Source organism: Deltaproteobacteria bacterium (genome assembly GCA_029858205.1).
Taxonomy (GTDB): Bacteria; Desulfobacterota; GWC2-55-46; order GWC2-55-46; family DRQE01; genus JAOUFM01.
The window spans coordinates 30,321-48,304 of the sequence record JAOUFM010000003.1 but is presented as its reverse complement, the minus strand read 5'-3'; the positions used below and the strand labels follow the sequence as shown (position 1 = coordinate 48,304).

19 protein-coding genes and 1 tRNA gene are annotated in these 17,984 nt (G+C 52.8%); all 20 read left to right on the top strand.

The window, feature by feature from the left end:
• Window positions 1-14 precede the first annotated feature (14 nt).
• Window positions 15-491, top strand: a complete 477-nt coding sequence (locus tag OEV59_03040) for a cyclic nucleotide-binding domain-containing protein (GenBank protein ID MDH4226719.1) — start codon at window positions 15-17, stop codon at window positions 489-491.
• Window positions 492-498: 7 nt separating this feature from the next.
• Window positions 499-1,566 (top strand): NADH-quinone oxidoreductase subunit NuoH, encoded by a 1,068-nt coding sequence (gene nuoH / locus OEV59_03035; GenBank protein MDH4226718.1) that lies wholly within the window; start codon window positions 499-501, stop codon window positions 1,564-1,566.
• 8 nt (window positions 1,567-1,574) lie between these two features.
• Entirely contained in the window at window positions 1,575-2,138 is a 564-nt protein-coding gene (locus OEV59_03030) for an NADH-quinone oxidoreductase subunit I (protein ID MDH4226717.1), read from the top strand.
• Between the two features lie 18 nt (window positions 2,139-2,156).
• Window positions 2,157-2,654, top strand: coding sequence for an NADH-quinone oxidoreductase subunit J (locus OEV59_03025; GenBank protein ID MDH4226716.1), 498 nt, complete (start codon window positions 2,157-2,159; stop codon window positions 2,652-2,654).
• A complete protein-coding gene (gene nuoK / locus OEV59_03020; GenBank protein ID MDH4226715.1) occupies window positions 2,645-2,962 on the top strand; it encodes an NADH-quinone oxidoreductase subunit NuoK in 318 nt (105 codons plus the stop codon). The genes OEV59_03025 and nuoK overlap by 10 nt, the downstream gene beginning before the upstream one ends.
• A gap of 10 nt (window positions 2,963-2,972) precedes the next feature.
• Window positions 2,973-4,610 (top strand): NADH-quinone oxidoreductase subunit M, encoded by a 1,638-nt coding sequence (locus OEV59_03015; protein MDH4226714.1) that lies wholly within the window; start codon window positions 2,973-2,975, stop codon window positions 4,608-4,610.
• Between the two features lie 12 nt (window positions 4,611-4,622).
• Entirely contained in the window at window positions 4,623-6,083 is a 1,461-nt protein-coding gene (locus OEV59_03010) for an NADH-quinone oxidoreductase subunit N (GenBank protein MDH4226713.1), read from the top strand.
• The gene (locus OEV59_03005; protein MDH4226712.1) at window positions 6,080-7,555 is read left to right on the top strand and encodes a monovalent cation/H+ antiporter subunit D family protein; all 1,476 of its coding nucleotides are present in this window, start codon (window positions 6,080-6,082) and stop codon (window positions 7,553-7,555) included. The genes OEV59_03010 and OEV59_03005 overlap by 4 nt, the downstream gene beginning before the upstream one ends.
• 25 nt (window positions 7,556-7,580) lie before the next feature.
• Window positions 7,581-7,841, top strand: a complete 261-nt coding sequence (locus OEV59_03000; protein MDH4226711.1) for a hypothetical protein — start codon at window positions 7,581-7,583, stop codon at window positions 7,839-7,841.
• A 21-nt stretch (window positions 7,842-7,862) separates the two neighbouring features.
• Window positions 7,863-9,626, top strand: a complete 1,764-nt coding sequence (locus OEV59_02995) for a Na(+)/H(+) antiporter subunit D (GenBank protein MDH4226710.1) — start codon at window positions 7,863-7,865, stop codon at window positions 9,624-9,626.
• Window positions 9,627-9,644: 18 nt separating this feature from the next.
• A complete protein-coding gene (gene ispE, locus OEV59_02990; protein MDH4226709.1) occupies window positions 9,645-10,535 on the top strand; it encodes a 4-(cytidine 5'-diphospho)-2-C-methyl-D-erythritol kinase in 891 nt (296 codons plus the stop codon).
• 53 nt (window positions 10,536-10,588) lie between these two features.
• Window positions 10,589-10,663 (top strand) — tRNA-Gln (locus tag OEV59_02985).
• 49 nt (window positions 10,664-10,712) lie between these two features.
• Window positions 10,713-11,660, top strand: a complete 948-nt coding sequence (locus OEV59_02980; protein MDH4226708.1) for a ribose-phosphate pyrophosphokinase — start codon at window positions 10,713-10,715, stop codon at window positions 11,658-11,660.
• A gap of 41 nt (window positions 11,661-11,701) precedes the next feature.
• Window positions 11,702-12,406, top strand: coding sequence for a 50S ribosomal protein L25 (locus OEV59_02975; protein ID MDH4226707.1), 705 nt, complete (start codon window positions 11,702-11,704; stop codon window positions 12,404-12,406).
• Window positions 12,407-12,490: 84 nt separating this feature from the next.
• Complete coding sequence (pth, locus tag OEV59_02970; protein ID MDH4226706.1) at window positions 12,491-13,045, top strand: aminoacyl-tRNA hydrolase; 555 nt, start codon at window positions 12,491-12,493, stop codon at window positions 13,043-13,045.
• Between the two features lie 89 nt (window positions 13,046-13,134).
• Window positions 13,135-15,156 (top strand): sodium-translocating pyrophosphatase, encoded by a 2,022-nt coding sequence (locus tag OEV59_02965; GenBank protein ID MDH4226705.1) that lies wholly within the window; start codon window positions 13,135-13,137, stop codon window positions 15,154-15,156.
• 248 nt (window positions 15,157-15,404) lie between these two features.
• Window positions 15,405-16,493, top strand: coding sequence for a redox-regulated ATPase YchF (gene ychF / locus OEV59_02960; GenBank protein ID MDH4226704.1), 1,089 nt, complete (start codon window positions 15,405-15,407; stop codon window positions 16,491-16,493).
• A 225-nt stretch (window positions 16,494-16,718) separates the two neighbouring features.
• On the top strand, window positions 16,719-17,054 hold the full coding sequence (rpsF, locus tag OEV59_02955) for a 30S ribosomal protein S6 (protein ID MDH4226703.1): 336 nt from the start codon (window positions 16,719-16,721) through the stop codon (window positions 17,052-17,054).
• Window positions 17,047-17,424 carry a 30S ribosomal protein S18 gene (gene rpsR, locus OEV59_02950; GenBank protein MDH4226702.1) on the top strand — a complete coding sequence of 126 codons (378 nt, stop codon included), beginning with the start codon at window positions 17,047-17,049 and terminating at the stop codon, window positions 17,422-17,424. The genes rpsF and rpsR overlap by 8 nt, the downstream gene beginning before the upstream one ends.
• 75 nt (window positions 17,425-17,499) lie before the next feature.
• A complete protein-coding gene (gene rplI / locus OEV59_02945) occupies window positions 17,500-17,946 on the top strand; it encodes a 50S ribosomal protein L9 (GenBank protein ID MDH4226701.1) in 447 nt (148 codons plus the stop codon).
• Window positions 17,947-17,984: the final 38 nt, after the last annotated feature.

Here is a 17,984-nt window from a genome sequence, read left to right as displayed (position 1 = left end):
AAGAGGAGGACTCGATGGGCGCGATAGACATAAAAAGCCTCGGCAAGGTGCCGTTCTTCGTTGATCTCGAAGACAAGGAACTCGAGGTCGTAGCGAAGCTTCTTCACGAGAAGTCGTACAAGACAGGGGATAAGATATTTAGCGATGCCGAAGACGGAGAGAGCCTGTATATACTCAAGAAGGGCGAGGTAAAGGCCTGTAAGACAGCGGCAGACGGCGAGCTCTTTACGCTGACCCTCATGAAGGAAGGCGAGATATTCGGCGAGATGAGCTTTCTTGACGGAAGACCGAGGTCTGCGACCATCATCGCCGTGACCGACATCGAGGTCTATACGATTGAGAGAAAAGAGTTCGAGGCGATAGTCGAGAAGCATCCGTGGGTGGTCTACAAGCTCATGAGGAGCGTTGTATTTACCGTGCATTCGATAGTGCGCGGCATGAACATGAGGTACATGGATATGCTAAATTACATGTGGGGAAGGAAGAGATAGTAAGTAGATGCAGGTCCTGATAGACGCCATAAACTGGTCGCTGGTCATTGACTTTGCCATAATCATGGTGAAGATAATGGTGCTTGTTGGCGTGCTGTTCTCTCTTCCGATGCCGCTTACCTGGATAGAGAGAAAGGTCGCGGGCCACATACACGCGAGGCTTGGTCCGTTCAGGGTAGGGCCGCACGGCATACTGCAGCCGCTTGCGGATACGATAAAGATGCTCGTTAAGGAAATACTCATACCGACAAAGGCCGATAAGCTGATATTCATTATAGCGCCGTTCATGGCAATGGTGCCGATAATGATGGCGATGGCTGTCGTGCCCTTTGGCGAGAACGTGACCATACCGTTCATAAATAAGGAAATCACCCTGTCTGTTTCGAACATGAACGTCGGCGTCATATACGTGCTTGCCCTCTCAGGGCTTGCGGTGTACGGCATAATTTTTGGCGGCTGGGCATCCAATTCGAAGTACGCGCTCCTTGGCGGACTTCGGAGCACTGCGCAGATGATTAGCTACGAAGTCGCCATGACCTTCGCAGTCGTAGGTGTTGTTATGCTCACAAACACGCTTAATCTTGGCGATATAGTAAGGGCGCAGGGCGGAGGCTTCTGGAACTGGAACGTGTTCTATCTGCCGGTAGGGCCGATATGGTTCTTCATATTCCTTGTTGCCGGCATAGCGGAGATGAACAGAATACCGTTCGACCTTCCCGAGGACGAGGGCGTTCTTGCGGCCGGGTATAACGTAGAATACAGCGGCATGCTTTTCTCCTTCTTCATGCTTGCCGAGTACGTGGCACTCTTCTCTGTTTCCGTTTTCTCGGTGCTATTTTTCTTCGGAGGATGGCAGGACCCGTTTGCGGGAATACTTAACTTCCCCATACCGATACCGCCGGTGTTCTGGTTCTTTGTAAAGATTGCGGCGTTCATATACTTCTTTATGTGGCTCAGGTTCACGATACCACGTTACCGTTATGACCAGCTGATGACGATTGGGTGGAAGATACTTATACCGCTTTCACTTGTTACGCTGCTCGTAACCGGAATTATGAGGATATACCTTAGCTAAGGCCGATTATGATGGAACTTATAAAGAAAATACTGTTCATAGACTTCATAAAAGGGCTTACGCTCACACTTGCGTACAACGTCTCGAGGAGCGTTACGCACCGTTATCCCGACGAGGAGAAGTGGATACCGTATAAGAGGTTTCGCGGCATGCACACCCTCAATAAGAACGAGAAGGGCCAGGAGCTCTGTGTGGCGTGCGAGCTCTGCGTGAAGGCGTGCCCCACGCGCTGTATAACGGTTGTGCCGATGGAGGATAACTCTGGTAGAGGCATAGCGGACAGGGTGCCTGCGGTGTGGAAGGTGGATCTCGTAAGATGCCTCTTCTGCGGGTACTGCGAGGACGCGTGCCCGACCACAGCCGTAAGGATGGGCAGGGAGTTCGAGCTTGCGTGCTTTGATAGAGACACCGCAGTTAAGCACATAGACGATCTTTTAAAAGAGCAGAGCATACCGCAGCACTTCGAGGGCGGCGTGCTTGTGAAGGCAAAGCTTGTAAAGGAAAAGGACGGCACGATAAAGGTAAAGGCCGGGGACCTCTGGAAGCAGTCAGATTGGTGGAACAAGGTATAAGGGGATTATAGGGTAATCATGGAAAAACTCTTTTTCTTCATATTCGCATTCGTGGCGGTGGTAACGGCCCTCGGTGTCGTGACGCTTAGGAACCCTGTGCACAGCGCCCTTGCGCTTATGGTCTGCTTTTTCCAGGTGGCCTGCATATTCGTGCTCCTTGGTTCTCCGTTTCTTGCCGTTGTGCAGATATTTATCTACGTAGGTGCGGTGATGGTGTTATTTCTCTTTGCCGTCATGGTGCTCGATATGAGAAAGGTGCTTATAGAGAGGATTGCGTCAAAGGGCGCGTGGTATGCCTATATACTTGCGCCGCTTGTTCTGATAGAGTTTCTGTTCGTTGCCTTCGGCTCGAGCTTCGATAAGCTCTCCATCCCGGCGATAAAGGCCGAGATAGAGGTCGAGGGCCTGGCAAGGGCGCTCTTTACGACGTATCTACTGCCATTCGAGGCTGTTTCGATACTGCTCCTTGCCGCGATGGTCGGGGCAATCGTTCTTGCGAGGAAAAGATGGAATTGACATCCACTATACCGGTAGGATACTGCGTTGCGCTTGCCTCAGTGCTCTTTGTCATAGGGGCAGCGGGAGTGCTCTTTAGGCGTAACGTGATAGTGATGCTCATGTCGATAGAGCTCATGTTAAATTCCGTTAACATCAATCTCGTCGCGTTCTCGCATTATCTTGGCGATTTAAGAGGGCAGATATTTGCGGTATTCACGATAACCGTTGCCGCCGCTGAGGTCGCTGTTGCGCTGGCTATCCTCATCGCGCTTGTAAGAAATAGGGGCATCTATAACGCAGACGATGCCGATACTTTAAAGGAGTAGAGAGGAATAAGTGGAATTTTTACAGGGCATACCGCTTCTTAACGAAAGGCTTTTGAGCGTGCTGACGTTCGTGCCGTTTATCGGCGCGGCACTTATATTCCTCTTTGCCAGGAGCGATAATTCGGCAAGGTGGGCGGCACTCGTCTTTACCGTGGTGGATTTCGTCCTTTCCATAATCCTTGTGCTCGCCTTTAAGACCGGCACACATGAGATGCAGTTTGTCGAGAGATATAAGTGGATAGAGGCTCTCAATATCCAGTACTACATGGGCATCGACGGCATAAGCGTGCTCTTTATATTCCTCACCGCACTTGTCGGCTGGATATGCGTGCTTGCCTCATGGAGCGCCATACAGACGAGGGTAAGGGAGTTCATGATAGCGCTTCTGGTCCTTCAGGGCGCGATGGTCGGCGTGTTCTGCGCACTCGACTTTGTCCTCTTCTATCTATTCTGGGAGGCGATGCTAATCCCCATGTACCTTATAATAGGTGTTTGGGGAGGGCCGAGGCGCGTTTACTCGGCGGTTAAGTTCTTCCTCTATACGCTTGCCGGAAGCGTGCTCCTTCTTGTCGGCATCATTGCGCTCTACTATGCGGGCGGCAAGACCTTCGACATACCGGTACTGATGACGGTAAAGTACGCCTTCAGTTTCCAGGCGATGTGCTTCATACTCTTCTTTATCGCCTTTGCCATCAAGGTGCCGATGTTCCCGTTCCATACGTGGTTGCCTGATGCGCACGTCGAGGCCCCGACCGCCGGAAGTATCATCCTTGCCGGAGTGCTCCTTAAGATGGGCACATACGGGTTCCTTCGTTTCCTTATGCCGATGTTCCCGGAGGCCTCGCACTACTTTGCGCTTCCGATAATAATACTTTCTATTATAGCCATAATCTACGGGGCGTTCCTGGCCCTTGCCCAGGAAGACATGAAAAAGCTGATCGCCTATTCTAGCGTCAGCCACATGGGCTTTGTCACTCTCGGACTTTTCCTTTTTAACAAGAACGCGGTCGAGGGCGCTGTGCTTCAGATGTTTAATCACGGCATAACGAGCGGCGCGCTCTTCCTATGTGTTGGCATAATATACGAGCGTACTCACACGAGGATGCTCAAAGACTACGGCTGGGCCGCGCGCCTCGTGCCGTTCTACGCCGTGTTCCTCTTTATATTCTCGCTTGCCTCGCTCGGGTTCCCAGGCACCAACGGCTTCATAGGCGAGCTGTTGATACTGATTGGCGCGTACGCTGTGTGGAAGTTCTATCTTGCCATCCTCCTTGTCGGCGTAATAGTCGGCGCGGCGTATATGCTTGTCATGTACAAGCGCGTTGCTTTTGGCGCAAACGGCCACGGCGACAGCCACGGAGGCCACGGAGATTCGCACGGCGGCGGGCATCATGACTCGCACGGCCATAAGATAAGCGATATAAATTTAAGGGAGTTCATAGCCCTTATGGGTTTCATGATATTCGTTGTATGGGTGGGCTTAAAGCCCATGGGGTTCCTTGAGATAATGCACAGCTCAATTGACCATCTACTTGGGCAGGTCGGCGCTTCCCTGCCTGCCGAGGCGTGTGAAAAGATACCGGCTGTTGCGGTAGATGCGTCAAAGGCCGTTGACGCCGCAAGCACGGCCGCAACTCACGTGAAGTAAGGGCGATACGAAATGTTTAAACTTAACATAAACGACATTATATCGATACTGCCGGAGATGATAGTGGCCCTTGGCGCCTGCTTCATTCTCATCGTCGACCTTTTTACCGGCAAGGACCGTAAATGCCTTGTTGCCGCGCTAAGTGTGGTTACAGTCATAGCCGCTGCAGTGGCTACGTGGTGGCTCACCGGCTCGGATATCGCAGGCATATTGACCTTTAGCGGCATGTTTGCAGCGGATTACTACTCCGCGTTCCTTAAGTTCCTGTTCTATGCGGCGGCGATAATGACCATTTTGATGTCGCACCGTTACCTAAAGGACGAGGATATAAATCTTGGCGAGTACTATGTGCTGGTACTCTTTGCTCTAAGCGGCATGATGGTCATGGCTTCGGGTAAGGATCTTCTCATGCTCTACGTCGGTACAGAGATGATGAGCATTCCGATATACGCGCTCGTAGGTTTTGCCCAGCACGATAAACGCTCCAACGAGGGCGCTCTTAAGTACGTCATTCTCGGCGCGTTTTCCTCGGGTGTGATGCTCTTTGGCATATCGCTTGTGTACGGCCTTTGCGGCACTACCGCGCTTGACGGCGTTGCCGAGGCCTTAAAGGCCGCGGATGCCGCGAGCCCTGCCATGATACTTGCAGTAACGCTTCTGTTTGCGGGCTTTGCCTTCAAGATAGCGGGTGTACCGTTCCACATGTGGGCCCCGGATGCGTACGAGGGCGCGCCCACTCCGATAACCGCTTATATGTCGGTTGGAGCAAAGGCAGCTGCCTTTGCCGTGCTCCTTAGGGTCTTTGCAGAAGGGTTTGCGCCGATGTATGAGCAGTGGAAGGTGCTGGTCATTGTAGTAAGCCTTGCCAGCATGATATACGGCAACTTCACGGCCATTGCGCAAAAGAACATCAAGAGGATGCTAGCGTACTCAAGTATAGGGCACGCGGGGTACGCGCTCCTTGGCCTTGTTGCCTACGGCGAACAGGGTGTTGCCTCGGTGCTCTTCTACCTTGCCGTTTACACGGCCATGAACATGGGCGCTTTCGCTGTCGTGCTCCTTATGAAGAGAAACGGCAAGGGCGGCGAGCTGATTTCCGACTATACCGGCCTTGCCAAGAATAACAAGCTTACTGCACTTGTGATGCTCATATTCCTTTTCTCTCTTGCCGGCATACCGCCGACAGCCGGGTTCATGGGCAAGTTCTATGTGTTTGTCGCGCTTCTGGAAAAGGGTTTCGTGGCAGTAGCCATAGTGGCGCTTCTTGCAAGCGCCGTTGCCGCGTATTTTTATATAAGGATAATAATGCTGATGTACATGAAAGACGCGCCAAAGGATGCCGACACATGCATGTGCGAGAAAGACAGAGGGCTTGCCTTTGTCATAATCGTTGCCGTTATCGTGGTCATCGGCCTTGGCGTGTACCCGGGATGCATAATAGATCTGGCGGTCGCCGCCTCTAAAATACTATGAACGAGACTATCGTATCCATAACGCCTTTACTGGCGCTCCTTGCACCGGCAATAGCCGTGCCGCTTATCTGGCTCTCGGGTAAGCAGCCAAACCTAAGGGAGTTCTGGTCGTACCTTGCCGCGTTCGTCATGTTCGCGCTCGTTGCCTCCATGGCCCCGCTTATCTTAAAGGGCGCAACTGTTGAGTACCATCTCTTTACGGTGCTCCCTGGCATAGACTTTAAACTGAAGGTCGATGCGCTCGGTTATCTATTCGCCTTTACAGCGTCGTTCCTCTGGATAATAGCCACAACGTACTCTATCGGCTACATGAGGAGCTTAAACGAGCACGCGCAGACAAGGTACTTCGCATGCTTCGCGATAGCGCTCTTCTCGGCCCTTGGCGTTGCCTTCTCCTCGAACCTATTCACGCTCTACCTCTTCTACGAGGTGCTAAGCATCATGACCTATCCGCTGGTCGCGCACCACGAGGATGCGGATGCGTGGGAGGGCAGTAAGAAGTACATGATATACCTCGTGGGGCTTTCGAAGACCGCGCTCCTTGCAGCCGTTGTCATCACTTATATGACGACCGGCACGCTGGACTTCCAGGAGGGCGGCATATTCACGACCGGCATGCCTTCGGCGCTCGTGATACTCAGCTTCATATTGTTCCTCATGGGTTTTGCAAAGGCCGGCATCATGCCGTTCCATAACTGGCTGCCGTCGGCAATGGTTGCGCCAACTCCAGTTAGCGGACTTCTCCACGCGGTCGCTGTTGTGAAGGTCGGCGTGTTCTCGGTTGTAAGGGTCATGCTCCATATCTACGGAGTCGACGTGATGTCGCACTTCAACCTCGGCATACCAACGGCATTTTACGTGTCCTTTACCATACTCGCGGCCTCGACCATAGCGCTTACAAAGGACGACTTGAAGGCAAGGCTCGCGTACTCGACTGTGAGCCAGCTCTCTTATGTAATACTCGGTGTGGCGCTCCTTAACCCTGCGGGCATTACCGGAGGCGTGCTGCATATAGCGAACCACGCCTTCTCCAAGATAACGCTCTTCTTCTGCGCAGGGTCGATATACGTTGCCTCGCATATAAAGAAGATAAGCAAGCTAAACGGCATAGCAAAGAAGATGCCCTATACAATGGCTGCGTTTACAGTAGGCGCGCTCTCGATGATAGGCGTGCCGGCAGTTGCAGGGTTTACAAGCAAGTGGTACCTTGCGGTAGGCACGCTGGATGCGCACTCGGTGCCGCTCCTTGCCGTGCTCCTTGTAAGCTCCATACTGAATGCCGGCTACTTCATGCCCATAATATTCAGGGCGTATTTCAAGAAGCCGGATAATGAAAAGGACTTGGACGGCGTTACCGAGGCCTCGCCGTTTGTGTGGGTGCCGCTCTCCATAACGGCGGCCATATCGGTGTTCATAGGCATTTATCCCGACTTTTTCCTGGCTATCATTCACCATATAGTCGGGCCTGAATAGGGAAGCCTGAAAAGGTAAGGTTGATATGTGCGTATTTAAGGACGGAAAACTGGACGTAAGGGTTAAGTGGCTGGGGCTCGCTGTTGCCCTTATCCTGGTGCTTCTCGATATATTCGTCATCGAGCGCCACGAAGGCGGCGCTACACTCGATGCCGTGCCGTTTGCGTACGCGGCAATGGGGCTTATAGCCGTAGGCGTTTTCGCGGTTCTGGCAAAGGCTGTCTGCGCAGTGCTTGGCAGGACATCCGATTACTATGAGAAAAAGGGTTCGTCGTTCAAGCTTTAATCAGGTAGGGGGAGTACTGTTATGAGCTGGGTTCATCCCGGAGCAATTCTGATATTTGGTTCGCTGCTGGCCCTTTTCATGAAGGGCAGGGTAAGGCAGGTGTATCTGCTTATCCTTCCGGTGGCGGCACTGATAAGCCTTCTTACGCTTAAGACGGGCCAGTACGGCGTATTTCATCTTCTGCACGAGGAGATAATCTTTGGCCGAGTAGATAAGCTCTCTCTTGTGTTCGCGTATGTGTTCACCATCGCGGCCTTTATCGGCATGCTCTATGCCTCGAATGTAAAGGAGGTCGGCCACCACATAGCGAGCTACGTCTACGCCGGAAGCGCCATAGGCACGGTCTTTGCCGGAGACTTTATCTCCCTCTTTATTTTCTGGGAGGCGATGGCGTTTTCCTCCGTATTCCTTATACTCGCCGGAAGGACGGAGGAGTCCTACGGCGCTGCATACCGTTATATTCTCATACACGTCATAGGCGGCATGCTGCTTATGGGTGGAATGAAGCTCGTGTTCCACGAAACAGGCTCCATAGAGTTTACGCAGATAACGCTTGGGAGTCTCGGCTCATGGATGATGCTTATTGGCATACTCGTTAACGCAGCGGCATGGCCGCTTAACGCGTGGCTTCCGGATTCGTACCCGCGCGCAAGTGTGGCGGGTGCCGTGTTCCTCTGCGCGTTTACCACAAAGAGCGCGGTCTACGCCCTGATACGCGGCTTCTCCGGCGCCGAGATACTCGTGCCGATAGGCGTGATAATGGTGCTCTACGGCATCATATACGCGATGATGGAGAACGACATACGCCGCGTCATGGCGTATTCCATAGTAAGCCAGGTAGGCTACATGGTCGTTGGCGTTGGCATAGGCACGGAGATGGCGATAAACGGCGTTAGTGCGCAGGCCGTTGCCCATATCCTGTACAAAGGGCTTCTCTTCATGGCAACAGGCTCTGTGCTCTTCATGGCAGGCACTGCCAAGATGACCGAGCTTGGAGGGCTGTACTCGAGGATGCCTAAGACCTTCTGGCTCTATATGGTTGGAGCCCTATCCATTGCAGCGCTACCGCTTACAAGCGGTTTTGTGGCAAAGCCCGTAATACTCGGAGCGGTCTCTGGCGCAGGGCACGAGACAACGTGGGTGCTCCTGACTATCGCTTCTTTTGGAACCATGCTCTACGCGGCCCTCAAGGTGCCGTATCTTGTGTTCATAGGCGAGACAACGAACCGCACGTATAATGATACTGTTACAGACCCGCCTTCCCACATGACGGTTGCGATGATAATAGCGGCAGTCCTTTGCGTGCTTATCGGAATATTTCCGGGCGCGCTTTATAATCTTCTTCCGTTCGCGATGGAGTACCATCCTTACGGAGCCGAGCACGTGGTGCTTGCGCTAGAAGGGCTTGCCTTTACGGCCGTTGCGTTCGTTATAGCGAGGAAGGCCATCAGGGCATGTCCTCTTATTACGATAGATACCGATTGGTTCTACCGCGTGCTCGGCAGGGCGTTTCTCTGGTTCGCGAACCGCGTGCTTGCGGTTATAGACGACGCAGTGAGCAATTCCTATAAGACGATTGTCGAGGCGTGGGGTTTCTTCATTGCGCGCGCATCGCTTTGTTTCGACGTTGCCATAGTTGATGGCATAGTAAACGGCGTTGCAAAGGGTGTGGTCGGCATGTCCACGGCGCTTCGGACATTCCAGACCGGTATCGTGCAGCACTATGCCGCTGGCATACTCATAGGGTTGCTCGTTCTTCTTAACCTCTACTTCATCATCTCATAAGGCGCGCGGGAGGGGGGGATGTCCTCTTTTCCGACCTTCGGAAAGCCTGACATGGAACTAAAGCTCCTTTGTCCTGCCAAGGTAAATCTCTTTTTAAAGGTTTTAAGGAAGAGAGACGACGGTTATCACGAGCTCTCGACCCTTATGCACAAGATAGGACTCTTTGACACCGTTACCGTAACGGTGTCCGAAGGCTCGGGCATAAGTGTCGACGCAGGTGGCGCCGATATTCCGCAAGATTCCTCCAACATAGCCTTCAAGGCTGCAGCGTTGTTTTTAAAGGCCGCTGCCGTAGATAAAAAGGTTGCCATAAAGATAGAAAAGTCCATCCCCGTAGGAGCCGGTCTTGCCGGAGGAAGCACGGATGCGGTAGGGGTCTTGAAGGCCTTGAATGTGCTTCATGGAAGGCCGCTTGACGAAAAAGCTTTAAAAAACATAGCGTTAGAGTGCGGCTCTGACGTGCCGTTCTTCCTCATAGACAGCTCTGCTGCCATTGGCACGGGCCGCGGCGAGGTGCTTACGGATGTTAGGGTGGATGCTGGTATCTGGTATGTTCTCCAGAACCCCGGTTTTCAGGTAAGTACGGCAAAGGTCTACGGAAATTTGGCCTTGACAAAAAATGCGGAAGATAATATCCTTAATAGTTTAAAAGACAGGGCGTTTGACACCAAGGCCGTATTGGCGTTCATGCAAAACGACCTCGAAAGAGTGACCCTGTCCATGCATCCGGAGATAGCCGAGATGAAGCGCCTGCTAAAAGAGGCAGGGGCTTTAGCCTCGATGATGAGCGGAAGCGGGCCCACGGTGTTTGGCGTGTTCTTTGATTACGCCTCGGCGAAAAAGGCCTACGAACAGTTAAGCGGCACGTTAAAGGCGCCGATGAGGGTTTTTCTGGCCAGGGGGTTATAGAGGTTACTCCGGCAAGTGAGCGCGCCTTACGCGTTATGCGGCTAAGTGTTGACTGGGGCGTAGCCAAACGGCAAGGCACGGGGTTTTGATCCCCGCATTTGAAGGTTCGAATCCTTCCGCCCCATCCAGGGTTCGAGGCGGAGAAAATAATTGTCCAAAGAGTGTATTAAAAAGGGTATGTCGCTTACCGAAAAGATAAAGGTGTTTACCGGAAATGCCAACATTGCTCTGGCCGAAGAGATATGCTCGAGGCTCGAGATATCGCTTGGCAAGGCCGAGGTAAAGAGCTTTAGCGACGGCGAGATAAGTGTTGATATAAAAGAGAGTGTCAGGGGGCTCGATATCTATGTCGTGCAGCCCACCTGCACGCCGAGTAACGATAATCTGATGGAGCTTCTTATCATGCTCGACGCCCTTAAGAGGGCCTCGGCAAGCTGCATCACGGCCATCATTCCGTACTATGGGTACGCAAGGCAGGATAGAAAGGTTGCTCCGAGAACTCCGATTACGGCAAAGCTCGTAGCAGACCTTATAGAAACAGCAGGAGCTACAAGGGTCGTGTGCGTTGACCTGCACGCAGGGCAGATACAGGGTTTTTTCAACATTCCGGTCGATAATATATACGCAACCCCTGTGCTTCTTGATTACATGAGAAGCTCGTTTAAGGGTGATGATGTGGTCGTTGTTTCCCCGGACGCAGGAGGAGTTGAAAGGGCAAGGGCCTTTGCAAAGAGGCTCGATGCCGATCTCGCGATAGTGGACAAGAGAAGGCCCAAGGCCAATGTCTCCGAGGTTATGAACGTAATAGGAGACGTAAGCGGCAAGGTCGCCATCCTTCTAGACGACATGGTCGATACCGCAGGCACTATGACGCAGGCAGCGGTTGCGCTAAAGGACCACGGGGCAAAGAGAATATATGCCTGCTGCACGCACGCGATACTCTCGGGGCCCGCAATCGATAGAATAGAAAAGAGCCCGATAGAAGAGGTTGTCGTAACCAATACGATACCAAGGGGCAAGGCAAACGCATCGAAGAAGATAAAGTATTTATCCATAGCTCCGCTTCTTGCGGAGGGGATAAAGCGGATACACTACGGCGAGTCCGTGAGTTCGCTGTTTATTTAGCCCCAAAAGCGGGTTTGAAAAGAAAGTAAGGAGGAAAGACAATGGAACAGGTCGCACTCTCGGCGTGGCCGAGGCAAAACGAAGGCAAGGGCGCTCCCGGAAGGCTAAGGAAGGAAGGGTTCATACCGGCCGTAATATACGGCCCGGACATGAAGGAAAACCTTCTTGTTAAGCTGAAGGACATAGAGGTAGAGAAGCTCCTTAAGAAGTACGCCGGAAAGAACGTGCTCGTGAACCTTAATATCTATGGCGCCAAAGAGCGCATCGTGATGTTCAAGGACATGGACCGTCATCCGCTAACCGAGAAGATAGAACACCTCGACATGTTAAACGTCGCGATGGACAGAAAGATCGCCGTTGCCGTGCGCGTAAATATCACAGGCAAGGCCGCAGGTGTTGCAGAGGGCGGCATACTCCACCAGGAAATGCGCGCCATACATATCGAGTGTCTTCCAAAGGACATTCCGGACGCAATAGACGTAGATGTTACCTCTCTTACCATAGGCCAGTCGCTCCATATCGGAGATATAAAGGTTCCCGCAGGCGCCAAGGTCCTTGACGACAAGGGCTCGACCGTGGTGCTCGTGAGCGTGCCGATGTCAGAGGTTGCTCCTGTAAAGACCGCCGAAGAGGCCAAGGCCGAGATAGCCAAGAGCTTCGAGGTGCCGGAAGATGAAAAGGCAGCCGCAGAGGCAGGCAAGGAAGCTGCTCCTGCAAAGGAAGCTTCGAAGGAAAAGAAGAAGTAAGGCACGTTTGTTTCGGGCTTGCGCACACTTTGGCGAAGCTCTTGAAGCGCATTATCACTCGGGAAGGCTTTCATGCCCGGATATTTGATAGTAGGACTCGGCAACCCGGGCTCGGAATACGAAGACACGCGGCATAATGCCGGGTTCATGGCAGTTGACAAAATATCTGCTGCCTTTGGCGTAAAGATAAACGAAAAAGGGCCCGGATGTGTTTACGGCAAGGGCGCTGTAAAGGGCGCGGAAGTTACGCTTGTCAAGCCCGTTACCTTTATGAACAGAAGCGGCGGCCCGGTAAAGGCCCTGCTAGCTGACCTTGGGCTCGATGTTTCGTCCCTTGTCGTTATATACGACGACTGCGATACTGAGCCAGGGTCGCTAAGAATAAGGAAGAAGGGCGGCAGCGGCGGCCATAACGGCGTTGCTTCCTTGATAGAAAAGCTCTGCACGGAAGAGTTTTTAAGAATCAAAGTCGGCGTTGGCAGGCCGCCAGTTGGAGTTGATACGGCCGACTACGTGCTTTCTTCGTTTGATAAGGCCGACAGGGTTCTGATTGACGAGGCTCTTGGCCGCGCGGTCCAGGCTGTAGAGGTCTTGATAGAGGACGGCGCTGACAAGGCCATGAATTTATTTAACAGGTAGAGTTTTGGCGCGTTCTTTGGCACCGTAGCAGGCGCGCATGTTGCAATAATTATAAAGATATAAAATAGAGAAAGGAGTATATTCCAAAGATGGAATTGTTAGTCAAACTTTCGCCCATAGTGGCAATTGCGGGGCTTATACTTGCCCTGGTAATTTATCTCTACATAAAGAGACAGCCGGACGGTAACGACAGGATGCGGGAAATAGGGGAGCTCATACACCGTGGGGCCATGGTATATCTAAAGAAGCAGTACACCGTGCTCGTTGTATTCCTCGTTATCGTGGCTGTGCTCTTAGGTATCTTCATAGACAAGTTCACGGCTATAGCCTATATCGTCGGCGCCATCAGTTCCATGCTTGCAGGGTTTTTCGGCATGAAGGCGGCGACAAAGGCGAACACAAGGACAGCGGAAGCAGCAAACAGGTTCAAGCCGAACGCCGGTAAGGCCCTCTCTACCGCGTTCTACGGCGGCGCTGTCATGGGGCTCTCGGTTGCGAGCCTCGGACTTCTTGGTGTAGGAGTTCTCTTTCTCATATTCGGCAATCCACAGGACGCCGTCATTATAAACGGCTTTGCAATGGGAGCTTCTTCCATAGCGCTCTTTGCCCGTGTTGGCGGCGGTATCTATACCAAGACCGCTGACGTAGGCTCGGACCTCGTTGGCAAGATAGAGGCAGGAATCCCCGAAGACGACCCGAGAAACCCTGGCGTCATCGCAGATAACGTCGGCGATAACGTCGGAGACGTTGCAGGCCTCGGCGCGGATATCTTCGAATCTTACGTCGGCGCAATTGTTGCGACCATAGCCATCGGCGCAACGGCAATCGCCGGAACAAAGGTCGCGGCGCTTGGGCCGACATATGCCCTTATGGCCCTTCCTGTAATACTTACTGCCGTCGGCCTTGTTGCCAGCATACTTGGCATCGGCGCAATGAAGTTCATAGAGAACTGGAACCCGGCAGCTGCTCTCAGGTACGCGACTTTCATCGCAGCAGGCCTTTTCCTCATAGGCGGATACTTCGTCGTAAGATACATGGATGTTTCCAATGACGCGTATTGGGCCGTGTTCGTGGGATGTTTCGCTGGCATTGCCATAGGCCTTATAACCGAACATTACACCTCGGCCAAACCGGTCGAAAGGATAGCAGAGCAGAGTAAGACCGGCCCGGCAACGAACATCATCACAGGCATTGCAGTCGGGCTCGAGAGCTGCGCTCTTCCGGTAATAGCGATTTGCATAGCGATATTCGTTTCCAACCACGTTGCCGGTATCTACGGTATAGGCATGGCCGCAGTCGGAATGCTCGCCACAACCGGTATCATCATGAGTGTCGACGCCTACGGCCCGATAGCAGATAACGCCGGCGGCATCTCCGAGATGAGCCACCTTGGCAAGGACGTTCGAAGCATTACCGACTCGCTCGACGCCCTTGGCAACACTACCGCCGCCATAGGCAAGGGCTTTGCTATAGGCTCGGCAGCTCTTACCGCGCTCGCGCTTTTCGCGGCATTTAGCCAGAGCATCGCGGCAGCAAGGGGCGGTACTTTCGAAATAGTGCTTACAGACCCGGCGGTCGTTATCGGCCTCTTTATCGGAGGCATACTGCCGTTCTTTATCGGCGCGCTTACGATGACGAGTGTTGGTAAGGCCGCTTACAAGATGGTTAATGAGATCAGAAGGCAGTTCAAGGAAATCCCGGGTCTTCTTGCCGGTAAGGAAGGCGTAAAGCCGGACGTTGAGAAGTGCATAGAGATATGCACCAGTGCTGCGCTTCGCGAAATGATACTGCCGGGAGTGCTTGCAGTCGTTGCTCCGGTTATCGTAGGATATGTTCTTGGCGCAGCCGCACTTGGCGGAATGCTTGCCGGAGCTACCGTCACGGGCGTGCTCCTCGCACTCTTTATGGCGAACGCAGGTGGCGCATGGGATAACGCGAAGAAGTTCATCGAAAAGGGCGCACACGGCGGCAAAGGCTCGGATACTCATAAGGCCGCGGTCGTTGGCGATACCGTTGGAGATCCGTTTAAGGATACCTCCGGTCCGGCAATGAACATACTCATAAAGCTTATGAGCATAGTAGCGCTTATCATCGCGCCGCTGCTCGTCTGATAAAAAGAAATACCAGAGTCACCATGAGCCGCCATCGGGCGGCTCATGTTTTTTTGAGGGGGGATTTTTGAGAGAACCTTTTTGTAAAAAGGTTCTCTCAAACTCTCTCCAAAAACTTTTTACTTGAGTCTGTCGGCCCCCAACCGGGGGCCGACAGACTCAGGCAGTCAAAAGTCTTTGAGGGGGTCTGGGGGAACTTTCTACAGAAAGTTCCCCCAAGAGTCTCCTCAATAAGCAGGAGGGGTTGGATGGGATTCAATTGTGGAATAGTCGGTCTTCCAAATGTCGGCAAGTCGACTTTATTTAATGCCATGACAGCTGCCGGGGCAGAGGCGTCGAACTATCCGTTTTGCACCATTAATCCGAATGTGGGAATGGTGCCGATGAGGGATGAGCGGCTGACGGTGCTTACGAAGCTTGTTTCTCCGGAGCGTGTCGTGCCTACTTCCGTTGAGTTCGTGGACATTGCCGGGCTTGTAAAGGGCGCAAGCAAGGGCGAGGGGCTTGGTAACCAGTTTCTTGGGCACATAAGAAGTGTAGATACGATTGCGCACGTTGTAAGGTGTTTTGTCGACGAGAACATTACGCACGTGCACGGCAAGGTCGACCCTGTTGGCGATATAGAGACAATCAATACCGAGCTGATACTTGCGGACCTGGATTCGGTTGATAAGCGTATCGGCAAGGTTGAGAAGACCGCCAAGAGCGGTGATAAGGACGCAAAGGCCATGTATGAGGCGTGCGTTGAGGTAAAGGCAGCGCTTGAGAAGGGCAGTTTGGCAAGGACGCTTCCGGAGAAAACACTCGAAGCTATCAAGGAGCTTGCGCTTATTACTGCAAAGCCGGTGATATACGTTGCCAACGTTGCCGAGGACGACCTTCAGGCAGAGTCTAAATATGCCAAGGCCGTTAAGGAGTATGCTCTAAAGGAAGGCGCGGGGTTCGTATCGATATGCGGCAAAATTGAGTCCGAGGTCGCTGAGCTTGACGGAGCCGAGCGCGATGAGTTTCTAAAGGGGCTTGGGCTTACAGAGGCAGGGCTTGATAAGCTTGCGAGAAAGGCGTACGAGCTTCTTGGGCTCATAACGTATTTCACGGCAGGCAAGAAGGAAGTAAGGGCATGGACCGTTGTAAGGGGTTCGACAGCACCGAAGGCCGCGGGAGTGATACATACTGACTTCGAGCGCGGGTTTATCAGGGCCGAGGTGACGGCGTACGACGACTTTGTAAAGTGCGGCTCAGAGGCTGCTTGCAAGGAAAAGGGGCTTCTTCGGGTCGAGGGCAAGGAGTATATAGTTAAGGACGGGGACCTGATGCATTTCAGGTTTGCGGTATAGTTGGCGGCGTAATATTTTGATTTATCTGGATTTTTTGCGCGCCAGGATGCGTTGTTTTGGGCCGTTTGGTGCTTGAAAAATCTTGCAATTTGGCAAGGATTATAGTATAAAGTAATATACTGTTTTACGGTAAAATCCCAATATACCGTAGAGTAACCCTTGCCCCCTTAAGTATCAGGAAGGGGGCGAACCCGTTTTATACGGGGACCCAAAAGGAGGAAAAAGATGCAGACGCACTACGAGACGATTTTTATCGTCAACCCTGACGTCGGGGAGCAGGCAATAAAGGACGTCGTAACAAAGGCTTCGTCTACGCTCGATAAGTACGAGGGTAAAGACGTGGCAATCGATGAGTGGGGCAGAAAGAAGCTCTCCTATCCCATCGCAAAGAAGAACGAAGGTCATTACGTAGTATTCACCTACACCTCCGAGCCTCTTGCCAACAAGGAACTCGAGCTCATGCTCAAGTATAACGAGGACGTTATACGTTTCCAGAGCGTAAGGCTAAAGGAGAGGGCAAAGAAGGCCGAGAAGAAGGCCGAAGGAGGTTCCAATGAGTGATCAGCCGACAGTAACCACGCCGCAGCCGGCAGCTCCGGCAGAGAGGCCCTCAGGGCCGTCGCAGGGCAGGCCGCAGAGGCCCTCAAGGCCGCCGTTTAGGGGCGGTCCAGGTGGCGGTCCCGGTGGCGAAGGCGGGGGAAGAAGGCCCTTTAGCAAGAAGGTTTGCCGCTACTGCAAGAACAAGGACCTTCGCATAGATTATAAGGACGCGAGGGCGCTTAGGTCTTTTATCTCCGAGAGGGGCAAGATCCTTCCAAGGCGTATGAGCGGAAACTGCGCAAAGCATCAGAGGGAAATAGGGCAGGCCATAAAGAGGGCCCGCGCGATAGCTATAATCCCGTACACAGCAATCTCTCTGGACAGAGGCTAAATTGCAAACGGAGCCACGGCGTGGTATTCCCGCGCCGTGGCATAACGATTTTAAAAAAACAGGAGCTTTGAGACCATGAAGGTGATACTTAGAGACGATGTCGAGAACCTCGGAAGCTTCGGCGAGGTCGTAAGGGTCGCGCCGGGGTATGCGAGAAACTATCTAATCCCCAGGGGCCGCGCCGTAAGCGCAACGCCTGGCAATCTAAAGCAGATAGAGACCGAGAAAGAGGCTTACAGAAAGAAGGCCGTCCAGGTAAAGGGCGACGCCGAAAAGGTAAAGGCCGAGATGGAAGCGCTCACACTCGAGTTCACGAGAAAGGCCGGAGAAGAAGACAAGCTCTTTGGCTCGGTTACCTCGATGGACGTAGAGGCGGCATTGAAGGCAAAGGGCTTTAATGTCGAGAAGAGGAACATAATCCTTAGCGAGCCCATAAAGGTGCTTGGCCCTGCAACCGTTAGCGTAAGGCTGCATGCCGAGGTGAAGGCCGCGGTAAAGGTCAACGTATCAAAGGAACTGTAAGCAGTATTTTTTGCAGCAATCAAAATTTGCCGCCCTTG

Coding starts and splice junctions, on each gene's coding strand:
- OEV59_03040 (MDH4226719.1), top strand. CDS start 15: ATGGGCGCGATAGACATAAAAAGCCTCGGCAAGGTGCCGTTCTTCGTT.
- nuoH (MDH4226718.1), top strand. CDS start 499: ATGCAGGTCCTGATAGACGCCATAAACTGGTCGCTGGTCATTGACTTT.
- OEV59_03030 (MDH4226717.1), top strand. CDS start 1,575: ATGATGGAACTTATAAAGAAAATACTGTTCATAGACTTCATAAAAGGG.
- OEV59_03025 (MDH4226716.1), top strand. CDS start 2,157: ATGGAAAAACTCTTTTTCTTCATATTCGCATTCGTGGCGGTGGTAACG.
- nuoK (MDH4226715.1), top strand. CDS start 2,645: ATGGAATTGACATCCACTATACCGGTAGGATACTGCGTTGCGCTTGCC.
- OEV59_03010 (MDH4226713.1), top strand. CDS start 4,623: ATGTTTAAACTTAACATAAACGACATTATATCGATACTGCCGGAGATG.
- OEV59_03005 (MDH4226712.1), top strand. CDS start 6,080: ATGAACGAGACTATCGTATCCATAACGCCTTTACTGGCGCTCCTTGCA.
- OEV59_03000 (MDH4226711.1), top strand. CDS start 7,581: ATGTGCGTATTTAAGGACGGAAAACTGGACGTAAGGGTTAAGTGGCTG.
- OEV59_02995 (MDH4226710.1), top strand. CDS start 7,863: ATGAGCTGGGTTCATCCCGGAGCAATTCTGATATTTGGTTCGCTGCTG.
- ispE (MDH4226709.1), top strand. CDS start 9,645: ATGTCCTCTTTTCCGACCTTCGGAAAGCCTGACATGGAACTAAAGCTC.
- OEV59_02980 (MDH4226708.1), top strand. CDS start 10,713: ATGTCGCTTACCGAAAAGATAAAGGTGTTTACCGGAAATGCCAACATT.
- OEV59_02975 (MDH4226707.1), top strand. CDS start 11,702: ATGGAACAGGTCGCACTCTCGGCGTGGCCGAGGCAAAACGAAGGCAAG.
- OEV59_02965 (MDH4226705.1), top strand. CDS start 13,135: ATGGAATTGTTAGTCAAACTTTCGCCCATAGTGGCAATTGCGGGGCTT.
- ychF (MDH4226704.1), top strand. CDS start 15,405: ATGGGATTCAATTGTGGAATAGTCGGTCTTCCAAATGTCGGCAAGTCG.
- rpsF (MDH4226703.1), top strand. CDS start 16,719: ATGCAGACGCACTACGAGACGATTTTTATCGTCAACCCTGACGTCGGG.
- rpsR (MDH4226702.1), top strand. CDS start 17,047: ATGAGTGATCAGCCGACAGTAACCACGCCGCAGCCGGCAGCTCCGGCA.
- rplI (MDH4226701.1), top strand. CDS start 17,500: ATGAAGGTGATACTTAGAGACGATGTCGAGAACCTCGGAAGCTTCGGC.